This window comes from Thermococcus sp. PK (genome assembly GCF_000430485.1).
Classification (GTDB): domain Archaea; phylum Methanobacteriota_B; class Thermococci; order Thermococcales; family Thermococcaceae; genus Thermococcus_A; species Thermococcus_A bergensis.
Map to the genome: position 1 here is coordinate 1 of NZ_KE387150.1, position 12,487 is coordinate 12,487.

9 protein-coding genes are annotated in these 12,487 nt (G+C 45.2%); 5 read left to right on the plus strand and 4 right to left on the minus strand.

Features of this window, described 5'->3' with window-relative positions; translation table 11 throughout:
- The first annotated feature begins 343 nt into the window (after window positions 1-343).
- A complete protein-coding gene (locus THEPK_RS08085; protein ID WP_042700821.1) occupies window positions 344-1,933 on the plus strand; it encodes a sodium-dependent transporter in 1,590 nt (529 codons plus the stop codon).
- A 158-nt stretch (window positions 1,934-2,091) separates the two neighbouring features.
- Entirely contained in the window at window positions 2,092-2,820 is a 729-nt protein-coding gene (locus THEPK_RS08090; RefSeq protein WP_042700823.1) for a hypothetical protein, read from the plus strand.
- Window positions 2,821-2,838: 18 nt separating this feature from the next.
- On the opposite strand, the gene THEPK_RS08095 is transcribed toward THEPK_RS08090, so the two are convergent.
- Complete coding sequence (locus tag THEPK_RS08095) at window positions 2,839-3,156, minus strand: P-II family nitrogen regulator (RefSeq protein ID WP_042700826.1); 318 nt, start codon at window positions 3,154-3,156, stop codon at window positions 2,839-2,841.
- Window positions 3,157-3,201: 45 nt separating this feature from the next.
- On the minus strand, window positions 3,202-5,163 hold the full coding sequence (locus tag THEPK_RS08100) for a 1,4-alpha-glucan branching protein (protein WP_042700829.1): 1,962 nt from the start codon (window positions 5,161-5,163) through the stop codon (window positions 3,202-3,204).
- Window positions 5,164-5,343: 180 nt separating this feature from the next.
- On the opposite strand from THEPK_RS08100, the gene rqcH reads away from it, so the two are divergent.
- Genes rqcH through THEPK_RS08115 form a run of 3 tightly spaced genes read left to right on the plus strand, consistent with a single transcriptional unit; the run spans window position 5,344 to window position 8,851 of the window.
- Window positions 5,344-7,296 carry a ribosome rescue protein RqcH gene (gene rqcH / locus THEPK_RS08105; protein ID WP_042700832.1) on the plus strand — a complete coding sequence of 651 codons (1,953 nt, stop codon included), beginning with the start codon at window positions 5,344-5,346 and terminating at the stop codon, window positions 7,294-7,296.
- Window positions 7,293-7,733 carry a hypothetical protein gene (locus tag THEPK_RS08110; protein ID WP_042700835.1) on the plus strand — a complete coding sequence of 147 codons (441 nt, stop codon included), beginning with the start codon at window positions 7,293-7,295 and terminating at the stop codon, window positions 7,731-7,733. Before rqcH ends, THEPK_RS08110 begins: the two co-directional genes overlap by 4 nt.
- Window positions 7,734-7,768: 35 nt before the next feature.
- Window positions 7,769-8,851 carry a radical SAM protein gene (locus THEPK_RS08115; RefSeq protein WP_042700838.1) on the plus strand — a complete coding sequence of 361 codons (1,083 nt, stop codon included), beginning with the start codon at window positions 7,769-7,771 and terminating at the stop codon, window positions 8,849-8,851.
- A gap of 55 nt (window positions 8,852-8,906) precedes the next feature.
- Here the strand turns inward: THEPK_RS08115 and ileS are convergent, their stop codons facing one another.
- The gene (gene ileS, locus THEPK_RS08120) at window positions 8,907-12,074 is read right to left on the minus strand and encodes an isoleucine--tRNA ligase (RefSeq protein WP_042700841.1); all 3,168 of its coding nucleotides are present in this window, start codon (window positions 12,072-12,074) and stop codon (window positions 8,907-8,909) included.
- A gap of 167 nt (window positions 12,075-12,241) precedes the next feature.
- Window positions 12,242-12,487 (minus strand): hypothetical protein (locus THEPK_RS13430; protein ID WP_042700844.1); only part of this gene is annotated, 246 nt, incomplete at its 5' end.

Genomic DNA, 12,487 nt, shown 5'->3' on the forward strand with positions numbered 1-12,487 from the left:
TGTGTTATGGTCTGAAAATCCTCCTCAGAGTCAAATACTGTTTAAATAACAGGGGGTGAAACTAAACACGCCCATTACCTTGAAAACCTTTTTAAAACTAAACCTACAGCAGTGCCCATTATTTATGAAATTTTGGACAGTTGTCAAAAAACTCATGCTTACACCAGTTTTAAGTATTGCTCCCTTGACAAATGTCTAATTTCTAGGTTTTAGGTGGTTGTAAATCGCCTTTTGTCGAAATAAACTGAGAGAAAAATTTATTAATGAAGAAAAACAGATACACACTTGCCGATATTAGTACATCGGCATATTTTTTCATACAATATTACACGAGGTGAAATGAATGGAGCAAAGAGATAGATGGGCAACCAAAATTGGTTTGATATTAGCTATGGCAGGAAACGCCATCGGTCTCGGCAATTTCTGGAGATTCCCCTACCAGGCAGCCAAATACGGTGGCGGCGCCTTCATGATACCATACTTCGTAGCACTGTTCCTCCTCGGAATTCCAGTGATGTGGATTGAGTGGGTCGAGGGTAGATACGGAGGCAAGTATGGCCACGGTACTCTAGGTCCGACGTTTTACCTGATGGCCAGGGAAAGCGTAAAACCCAGAACAGCGGTTATCTTCGGAATGATCGGCGGTATGCTTGCATTTTCAGTTACATCACTCCTAAACGGCTATTACCTCCACATCGTCGGATGGTCTGCAGCTTATACCTACTTCAGCGCAACTGGAGCGTACATGGGTGCTGAGAGCACATATCAGTTCTTCGTTGATTACATCAAGAACACGCCGCAGGTGCTCGTGTTCTGGGCGATCTCAGTGGGTCTTCTCGGAATAGCCGTAGCCCAGGGTGTCAGCAAGGGTATAGAGCGCTGGGTCAAAGTCATGATGCCGTTACTCTACATTGCGGCAATACTCCTCGTCATAAGGTCTCTGACCCTCGGATCTCCGGTTAAGCCTGAATGGAGCTCCATAAAGGGATTCGAGTACCTCTGGGAACCGAGGTTCAGCGACGTTAGCTGGGAGGCCGCTTTGGCAGCGGCAGGACAGATATTCTTCACACTCTCGCTCGGTATGGGCATCATCCAGAACTACGCCAGCTACCTCGGACCTGAGGACGACGTTGCCCTCTCCGGCCTTGCAACGGTTTCACTCAACGAGTTCGCCGAGGTTGTTCTCGGTGGTTCAATAGCCATTCCGATAGCCTTCGCCTACTTCGGTGAAGAGGGAATAAAACAGAGTGTCAGTCTCGCTTACTTCGCACTGCCCAACGTCTTCATGAACATGCCCGGTGGACAGCTCTTCGGAGCGCTCTGGTTCCTCCTGCTGTGGTTCGCTGGATTTACTTCGGCCATAGCAATGTACAACTACCTAACTGCCCTTCTCGAGGAGGACCTCAAGATAGACAGGAAAGTCGGTTCCGCAATAATCTTCGCACTGTACTTCATAATAGGTTTACCAATAGCCCTTGACAAAACACTCTTGCTATTAACTGATCTCGACATGTGGGTTGGCAGCTACCTCCTCGTAGTGCTTGGGCTCTTTGATATCATAGTTGGTGTATGGTTATTCAAACCAGAGAACTTCTGGGAGGAGCTCCACAAGGGTGCCTACATCAAGGTTCCAGAATGGGTGATGCCAATAATCAAGTACATAGCGCCACTCTACGTCCTCATACTCCTCGGCAAGAACACCTGGGACTATATTACCAATGGCACCATAACCATGTCGCAGGACTACCTTGAGTACCTCGTCAACAATGAGGCCCTCATAAGCACCACAACTGAATACGCAAGAAAGATTGTCATTGAGTCAAGGGCAGTGATAATATTAGTGCTCATCATCGGTGCAATTGAAGCATACATGGCTATCAAGAAGAAGTACGGTGAAGAGCTAGAGAAGAACGAGGTAATAATAAAGCTCTGAGGTGGTGAAAATGAAGGCAAGTGCTCTGGCATTTATGGCCCTTGCATGGGGCGTAATATTAATCTGGATGTACTTAGCTGTGGGCAAGTTGCTCAAGGCAGAGCAAAAATCTTAAAGCCCTTTTCTTTTCTTTATAATATTTAGAGGAGGTGTTCTTTGTGAAAAGCCCAGAGCTTCTTAGAGAAACTGCAAAGGTTTTAGAAGAGACTGAGGAAAAAATTAAAGGTTTAACTTCCCTCTCACCAAAGCGGAAACAGATCGCCTTAAAAAAGATAAGAGAGGCAAAAGAGAACTTTAGAAAAATTGCTGATGATGTTGTCATCGATAATGAAGAACTCGCCAACTTTTTCTTGAAGCGTGCTGTTAAGCTGAAAAACTCCACAAACAATAAGAGCATAGAGCGACTTGGGGAGAAAGAGTACCTGAAAGACGTTGAGGCAATGTTTAGATACTCCAAGGCGGCACCCTATGATTTTGCCGGGCTTATGAAGTATGTAAATAGAGCCTACAAGGCGTATGTGTGGGGGATGGTGAGCTTTTTTGTTGTAACCGCGTTCCTGCCTGTGGAATTTAAAATAACCTCATTGATATTGCTAATCCCAATATTGTTGTCCCTTCTGAGTTTAAGGAAAAGGGGATACACTGGCCTTATGCTGGCTTTTGCTGCAATTCCAATTCCACTGATAACAGGTGCCCTTGCAGTGAGGGCTTATATCGATGTGTTTATCAACCCCACCGCACTTCAAGAAGCCGCTCAAGGATTGGGGGTGTCTACAACTACTGCCCAAATCGTCGCTGGAGTAATGGTGCTCTTTGGAATTGCCGAGCTGGTGTTGTTGAGCTATGCCATATACATGTTCTACAAGCACAGGCACGCGTTCCTTTGAGAAATTAAAAAATAGCTCTCAATAGAGAGCTTCGTTTCCTTTTTCTCCAGTTCTTATTCTTATCGCTTCATAAACAGGCAGAATGAATATCTTGCCATCCCCGGGTATGCCTCGTCTAGCATTCTGGATTATTGTATCAACCACTTTTTCAACATCCTCATCCTTAACGACTATCTCTATCTTCATCTTGGGCATGAGCTCATAAGGTGGTACTCCTCCCTGCACACCTCTGCCCTTGACGGGATAAGCAGTCATGGGCACTATCCCCATTTGCTTCAAAGCCTTTTGAACTCTATCAAAATCCTCTTCCCTAACAACAGCTTCAATTTTTCTCATAAGTTCCACCAAATATAATTAGGAAAGAAAAGAAGATAAACTTTTCTAACCCAGGTATTTCAAAGCCCTTTCAAGTCTCTTCTTTGGAATTCTTGTTTCTTTTGCCAGTTTCACTAAATCGGCATTTTTAAGGTCTTCAATGCTTCTAATCCCAGCTTTCTTTAGCTTTTCAACGGTCTTTGGGCCTATACCCTTTATAGCCAGAAGCTTTTTCTCGAATTCTTTTTCTTCCTTTGTTATCTCTTCAAGTTCAAGCTGACGTTTGGCTTTACTGCTCTCCCACCTTTCCTCCAAGTTCTGAGCACTTGCAACGCTTATGCTTTCCCCTTTCTCCTCTTCCTCTACCGGAACTTCGGGTGGCTCAATGTACTCAGGAACATTCGGAGGCTCTTCACTCACGTAAACCTCGATGTTTATTGGGTGAAATGGATTGTCAATTTCCTCAATATCTTCCAAGAACTCTTTTTCTTTAAATTTGCCGCTCTTGAAGTACTCCTCCAGAGCATTTGCCAGACGGTGGAAGTAGTTTGCATGCTCCAAAAGGCGCTTCTTTCCGTATTCCTTCGCCTGACCCGTTGTGATGAGGAAGGGCCAATCACTGCTCTCAATAAGCAAAAGTTCCCTTCCAAGCTGCTCCAAAACTCTATCTCCGAATTCGTCTTCATGGAGATATTTGCTTGCAAGAGCAACCATCCTTCTCTCTGCAAGATGTATATGCTCCCACATCCACTCCACTTCTGGATTCCACCATGTGTAATGAGTCCCATACATTCCCCAAGAACCCTCGGGGAGTTCTATTTCATACCTCTCCCCCCGGTAGTTCTCCAGGAACCTTGATATCGTTGTGCTCTCTATGCCCTCTTCTTCCATGAGCTCCAGTACCCTTCCAAGCCACTTAACCCCTTCAAACCACCAGTGGCCAAAGAGTTCTGTATCGTAAGGCGCAACCACTATGCCTTTTTCTCCGTATTCCCTCTCATATTCTTCCAGGAGAGACTTAACTAAGCTTACAAAGTGTCTTGCATGTTCTTCAACTCTCTCCAAGGCTTTTTCCGGGACATAGGGTTCTTTTCCTCCAAGGCCAACTTCTTTGGACGTAACTCTCCAGTACTGCCCTCCGCTCTTCTCTGCTTTTTTGTGGAATTCCCTGTACCAGAAATCCCCAGGATAGCCTATGTCGGCACTCCAGACCTGAAGCCCAGTCTCCCTGTTCCTCGCGAACACAGCTATGTCCGTTCCCTTTATGAAATAAGGTCTCAGCGTGGACTTCTTGGTCTTTGCAGGGAGAATTTTTCCATAACCAAAGCTCGCGGGACCCTCGTCTATTAAGTGGCTCTCAACAAAGAAAAACTTCAGCCCATATTTCTCCAAGAACTTTTCAATCCCCTTTCGCCATACAATTTCTCCACTGCTCGGACTTTGCCATAATCCCTCTGGTCTGTAAGCACATTCTGGGAGCCATATTCCTCTTGGCTTCCTTCCAAAATATTTTTCGTAGGTGAGAATTCCATTGACAATCTGTCCCTCAATTGCTTCATCTCTCTCCAAGAGGGGCAGATAGCCGTGAGTTGCTCCAGATGTTATTATCTCCACGTAGCCTTCATCCTGGAGCTTCTTGAGAACCCCAAGTATGTCCCCGTTTATTTTCCTCCAGTACTCATAAACTTTGGTAAAGTAATCGAGCATATAGGAGATTGCATGCTTGAGCTTTTCATCTTCGTATTTCTTCAAGTCCTCGCGCATGGCATTGAGCTTTCTTTCCATGTACTCCTCAAATCCCTTCTTTATGTGCTCATCCGAAAGCTGCTCGGCCAGTATTGGCGTAACACCAATTACCAGCTGAAACTTTACTCTCTTCCTCTTAAGCCTCTCGAACTCCATCAGAAGAGGCAGATACGTCTCGGAGATGGCTTCAAAGACCCACTCTTCACCAAAAGGCCATCTGCCATGTTTTCTCACATAGGGGATATGAGTGTGTAACACAAACGTAAAATATCCTCTGACCATAAAATACCACCTCTATGCTGCAATTCTGTAGAACTTTATTAACTTTTGAGTATTTAACGATTTCGGAATGGAAATTCCTTTTATGGTTTAAAAATGGTTCATAACGATGAAATACTTGAGAATGTATGAGCACCGCTATAATTTAAAAGCATTTGGAACAACTTTCCCTAGGTGGGAAGTATGAAGCAGGAAATGAGCAGTGTCGACATCAAGTACATAGTGGAGGAACTGAAGTCCTTGGAGGGAGCTTTGATTGACAAGATATATCACGATGGAGAGCAGATTAGGATAAAACTCCGCGTGGCGGGAGAAGGAAGAAAAGACCTTATTATTGAAGCGGGAAGGAGGATTCACCTAACAACCTACATAAAAGAAGCCCCACAACAGCCCTCTTCGTTCACAATGCTTCTCAGAAAATACCTGAGCGGCTCAAGGCTCGAAAAGATAGAACAGCACGATTTCGACAGAATAGTAAAGCTCAAGATAGGGGAATACACACTAATAGCCGAGCTCTTTAAAAGAGGTAATATCATCCTCGTTGATAAAGACAACGTTATAGTCTCCGCCCTAAGGTACGAAGAGTTTAAGGACAGGGTGATAAAGCCAAAACACGAGTACAAGCTTCCCCCCGCGAGAGAAAATCCCATTGATATTTCCTGGGAGAAGTTTAAAGAGCTCATATCATCTCAAGAAGTTGAGATAGTCAGGGCTCTGGCGAGAAACCTCAATATGGGAGGGCTATACGCGGAGGAGATTCTTTTAAGGGCTGGAGTAGAGAAAACCAAGAAAGCCAACGAGTTGAATGAAGATGAACTCAAAGCTATCTTTGATAGGATGAAAGAAGTTTTTAATTCTCCAAAGAATCCGAATATAGTGCATAAAGACTCCACACCCATAGATGTTCTTCCGATTGAGCTCAAGTGGTATGAAGGCTATGAGAAAAAATTCTTCGAGACTTTTAGCGAGGCTTTGGATGAGTATTTTGGAAGAATTCTTATCGAGAGCGCGAAGCTTGAGAGAACCAAGAAGCTTCAAGACAAGAAGAGATCCCTAGAGGTTACCCTCAGAAAACAGGAAGAAATGATAAAAGGTTTTGAAAAAGAAATGCAGGAAAATCAGGAAATTGGTGACTTAATATACGCTAACTTCGCTTTTGTGGAAAATCTCCTAAAGGAACTTTCAAAGGCAGTTGAAAAGCTTGGATGGGAGGAGTTTAAAAAGAGAATAGAAGAAGGTAAAAAATCAGGCAATAAAGTTGCCCAGATGATAAAAAGCGTAGATCCAAAAGAAAAGGCCGTGACAATAGAACTGGAAGGTAAAAAGGTGAGGCTTTATCTCGACAAGAGCATAGGGGAAAATGCCGAGATATACTATGAAAAGGCCAAAAAAGCCAAACATAAACTTGAAGGGGCCAGAAAAGCCCATGAAGACACTCTGAGAAAAATAGAGGAGATAGAGAAGCTCATAGAAGAGGAAGAGAAGAAAGAGCTTAACGTGAAAAAGCTTGAAAAACGTAAGAAAAAGTGGTTTGAAAAGTTCAGGTGGTTCATAAGCAGTGAGGGCTTTTTGGTGATAGGAGGAAAAGATGCCACAACGAACGAAATAGTCGTAAAGAAGCATATGAGTGAGAACGACCTCTACTGTCACGCAGATATTTACGGGGCCCCACACGTGGTAATAAAAGATGGCAAGAAGGCCGGTGAGAAAACGATATTTGAAGCCTGCCAGTTCGCAGTTTCAATGTCAAGGGCATGGAAAGACGGGATATATTCGGGAGACGCCTACTGGGCAGACCCAAGCCAAGTTACAAAAAAAGCTCCAAGCGGAGAATACCTGGGCAAAGGAGCCTTCATGGTTTATGGAAAGAGGAACTGGATGCACGGGCTACCTGTGAAGCTCGCCATCGGTGTAGTAGAGTACGAAGGAGAGAGACTCCCCATGTGCGGGCCCGTTGATGCCGTTAAGGCTCATGCGGATAAGTATATCGTCATCCGCCCGGGAAGAACAAAAAAGAGTGAACTTGCTAAAAAAATAGCTAAAATTTTCGAGAAGTGGGGCTACAAAGTGGATCTTGACGAGTTAATGCAAATCCTACCCCCCGGAAACGGTGAGATTGTGGAGGTGGTAGAATGATAAACCTCTACGCAATAGCCCAGAGAGAACTCGCAAAGGACTTGCTCTTCGAGGTTGACGATGAAGTGGTTACGTTCTCTGTAAAAGGGGTTATGATAGCAAAGACAAACTCAAAGGGTTATAATTTCTCTTTTATCGAGATCACGGACAATGAATTTGTGCTGGCAGTCCAGATGAAGGGATATGTGATTTATATCGGCTTAGAGAGCGACGAAATACTTGACGAAGATGCATATCCAGAAATCGTAAGGGCATTGATAAACCACCTCTTGCCTGCCCTTCATACCCTTGTCAAAGAGGCCGAGAAGAGCTATACCGGGAAAGCAGATTTGCTTTTAGACGATAATATGAGCCCTGAAATGAAGGAATTCTTTTATGAGCTGCTCTTAAAACACAAAAAGGGATTGCCAACGCACGAGCAGGTCGACGTTGCGTAGCAAAGGTTTTAAAGAATTCATCATAGGGACGAACCATGAGAAAAACCAAATACTACTCATATGTGGTTGGAGAACTCCCAAAGGGATGCCAGCTGTGCGTTCAGGGGGCGAAGCTGGTACTCTTTACGACTGGGGTTTGCCCCAGAGATTGTTTCTACTGCCCCCTCAGCCCTTGGAGAAGAGAAGACGTCAGCTATGCAAACGAGCGACCAGTAAAAAGCATAGATGATATAATAGAAGAGGCTAAAATTCAAGTCGCCTTAGGCGCTGGGGTTACCGGGGGGGATCCGCTTTCAAGAATAGATAGAACTGTAGAGTACATAAAAGCTCTAAAAGAGAACTTTGGTGAAAAGTTTCATGTTCACCTCTATACCACCGGAGCGCTGGCCACGAAAGAAAACCTTGAAAAGCTTTATTCTGCAGGTCTGGATGAAATACGCTTCCATCCGGATATTTTTAATCCCAGCTCAAAGCTTCTCCAGAAAGAGCTTGAGAACATAAAGAATGCTTTTGATTTTGATTGGGACGTCGGCGGAGAAGTGCCGAGCGTTCCTGGGCAGGAAGAAAGGATTAAGTGGTTCGCCGAGTTCTTAGATTCCCACGGAGCAAAGTTCCTCAACATAAACGAGCTTGAGTTCAGTGAAACCAATCTGGATGCACTCCTCTCAAGAGGACTTAGAACCGTTAGCAACGAAAGTTCAGCGATAGCGGGAAGCCTCGAACTGGGGCTGAAACTACTTAAATGGGGAGAAGAAAACACCTCCCTGAACTACCACCTATGCACAGCCAAGCTTAAGGACGCTGTTCAGCTGAGAAACAGACTCAAGAGGATGGCAAAGAATGTTGCCAAACCCTATATGGAAATCACTGAAGAGGGAACCTTAAGGTTCGGGATTGCGGTGTATGATGACTTAATGGAGCTCTATACCTTGCTTGTAGAGGAAGCGGGAGTTCCGGAAGAGTGGCTCTACATAAACATGGAAAAGGGAAGGATTGAAATGCCCATAGAGGTCGCGGAAGAGCTCGCCGATGCTATAGAGGGAGATGTAAAGTTCTACATAGTCGAGGAGTATCCGACGTGGGATAGGATAGAGGTCGAGAGGATTCCGCTGCCGTGATATCTCATCTGTTAAAAAGGTGCTAAAATTAGAAATCAGAAAAAAGGAGAAACGCTCAGCTCTCGACTTTCTCAATTCCTATCTTTGCCTCAACTTCCGGCCACTCGACAACGTATCCCTTTGCTTCCTCGAACCTAACCTCAACTGCCCTTGTTTCTCCCTTTATGTAGTCAAGCATCTCCTGCAAGAGCCCTTTGTTTTCGTCAGTTGTTTCAATGTACACCATTATTCTGTCATTGACGTCTAAGTCGAGCTGCTTTCTCATCTCCTGTATTCTTCTCACGAATTCCCTCGCAAGTCCTTCCATCATAAGCTCCCTTGTGAGTGTCTTGTCAACAAAGACCTTGCCGTGATCGAATTCTTCTCCAACGAGGAAGTCTGGGAGTTCTTCCTCAACGATAATGTGCTCCCTCTCAATTGTAAACTCCTTGCCTTCTATTTCCACTTTCAGCTTTCCTTGCATAAGCTTTTCATAGAGCTCCCTGTCGTCCTGCTCCTCAATCCACTTTGCAATTAACTTTGCATCTCCCTTGAAGTGAGGCCCGAGTTTGGCGAAGTTGGGCTTTACTCTTATTTCTCTCTCAACCTTGGCTACCTTGACTTCTTTAGCATTGAGCTGGTCTTTGAGGAGGTAGTTAAGCCTTTCAACGGCTTTCTTTGTTGTTTCGTCCTCGGTCTCTATGAGTATCTGCCTCACAGGATAGCGGAGTTTTATCTTTGCCTTCTGTCTCGCCGCAGAGCCAGCTTCCACTATTTTTCTGACTATCTCCATTTCCTTTTCAAGCTCTTCATCTACCCATCTCTCGTCTTTCTTGGGCCAGTCTTCGAGGTGAACGCTCTCCTTTCCGCTGAACGGTCTTATGAGGTTCTGGTAAATTTCCTCGGTGATGTAAGGTGTAACTGGTGCCATTAGTCTGAGCAGAACGTCAAATACCTTCCACAGCGTCCAGTAAGCGGCAAGCTTGTCAGGGTCATCTTTCTCAATCCAGAGCCTCTTTCTTATGAGCCTCACGTACCACCTGCTCAGGTCTTCTGTTACAAAGTACTCTATTGCTCTCGTTGCCCTTGTGAGGTAGAATGTCTCTATTCCATCTTCAACAGCGCTTATGAGGGTGTTTACTCTCGAAAGTATCCACCGGTCCTCCTCTCTAAACGGAAGCTCCTCTGGGTTGACTTTTGTGGGGTCGAAGTTGTCCAGGCTCATGTAGGTCGAAGCCAGGATATAAACGTTCCAGAGGATGTTGAGCATTCTCTTAACCTGCGCAAGCCCCTTCCAGCTGAACCTCAGGTTTTCCCATGGAGTTGTTGCCCAGAGCATGTAGAATCTGAATGGGTCTCTTCCTTCCTTCTGGACAACTTCCTCCGGCCTTATTATGTTACCAAGGCTCTTGCTCATTTTATCTCCCTTTTCGTCCAGAACGTAGCCGTGCATTGCAACCTTCTTGTACGGAACGGTGTCAAATGCAACAACGCTTGCCGCCTGCTGGGAGTAGAACCACTTTGTAACCTGGTCTTCTCCCTCAACTATGAAATCTGCTGGCCAAAGCCTTTCGAAGAGGTCTTTCCTTCTCGGATAGTCAAGAGAAGCCCAGCTCGCTATTCCGCTGTCGAACCAAACATCGAGGACGTCTTTGACCCTCTTCATGTCTCCTCCACACTTGGGGCACTTGAGGATTACCGTATCAACCCACGGTTTGTGGAGGTCTACTTCGTGAAAGTCCTTCTCTATTGGCTCCTTGCTCATCTCTTTGAGCTCATCAAAAGACCCTACTACGTGGATGTTACCGCATTCTTCACATACCCAGATTGGGAGGGGTATTCCCCAGTACCTTTGCCTTGAGATGCACCAGTCTCCGCTGTTCATGACTCCGTTGTCGTACCTTATCTTTACCCAATCTGGATACCAGGTGACGTTCTTGTCGTTTTCTTCTATTATTTTGTCTTTAACCTTGCTAATCTTTAGGAACCACTGATCTGTAGCCCTAAATATCAGCGGAGTCTTACAGCGCCAGCAGTGTGGATACTTGTGCTCTATTGTGCCAGCCTTCACGAGGAGGCCTTTTTCTTTGAGATACTCTATTATCTCCGGATCAGCATCTTTAACGAACTTGCCTTCCCACTTTCCTTCGACGTACCTTCCTTCATCGTCGAGAGGTGAGTAGATTGGCAGACCGTACTGCTTTCCTACCTCAAAGTCTTCTTCACCGTGTCCAGGGGCGGTGTGAACTAATCCGGTGCCCTCACCAAGGGTCACATGCTCTCCCAATATTACGCGGTGAGCCCACTCGTATTTCTCTCTAAACTCCTTCTGTCTCGGGTACTCCTCCAGAAACGGATGCACATACCTTAAGCCCTCAAGTTCTTCGCCCTTGAATTCTTCCACGATTTCTCCCTTGACACCGGCTTCATGGAGAACTCTCTCAACTAATGCCTTCGCTACTATCCAGTACTCTTCCTTTCCATCGAAGGATACCCTCACTTTTGCATATTCATATTCGGGGTGAACTGTAACGGCCAAGTTAGCCGGTAAAGTCCACGGCGTTGTTGTCCAGATAAGGAGGTACTCATTTTCTTTTCCTTCTATCGGGAACTTCACGTATATGCTTGGGTCTTCCCTTATTTTGTATTCTCCCCTGACTTCGTGTTCAGCCAAAGCAGTCTCACATCTGGGACACCAGTGGAGAACCCTCTGATCCTTCTCTAAAAGTCCCTTCTCCCATGCTCTCTTTAAAGTAAACCAAGCTGATTCTATGTACTCATTCTTGATCGTCATGTAGGGGTTATCCCAGTCCATCCAAACTCCAAGCATCTTAAACTGCTCTGTCATGATTTTGAGGTTCGTTAAAGCGAACTCCCTACACTTCTTTATGAAGTTTTCAACGCCAACCTTCTCTTCTATGTCCTTCTTGTATTTCAATCCGAGGGCTTGCTCAACTTTAACCTCTATGGGCAGACCGTGCATGTCAAATCCGGGCTGCCTTCTGACGTTATAGCCCTGCATGGTTCTGAATCTTATCACCATGTCCTTGATTATTTTGTTCCATGCAGTACCCAGGTGTATAGCGCCACTCACATATGGTGGTCCATCAAGAAAATAGTAGTCCGGTCCGTTTTCTCTTGCTTTTTTCACCTTGTTGTAGACGTCATTTTCTTTCCAGAATGCTTCTATTTTTTCCTCTAAGACCTGCGGATTATACTCCCTCATCTCTGGCTCCTTTATCATACCAAAAACCTCCTGGAATTTGTAGAATAAGCTAGATCAGCAGAATAGCCCAGGGAATCATGGGCAAAATGCACGGCGAAGGATAAAACCCTCCCCCCTCATGGGCATCGGTCAAAATTGTGGAGTTCCGTTTATAAATCTTTTGCCAAAGAGGGGCGTGTTTAGTTTCACCCCCTGTTATTTAAACAGTATTTGACTCTGAGGAGGATTTTCAGACCATAACACATTACCCCAAGCAGGATTCGGGTTACAGTAGTCTTTTTCAGAAAACAGGGGATCCTACTGCCAAACCACGTTGTAAACGCACCCCAGAACCCCTCATGGGGATTCCTATGCCTGTACTCTTCTTCAGAAAACACTCTGTCTCTCTTCTTACTACCAAAACCACCTGGAGCGTTCTTAGTTTTCTTAAC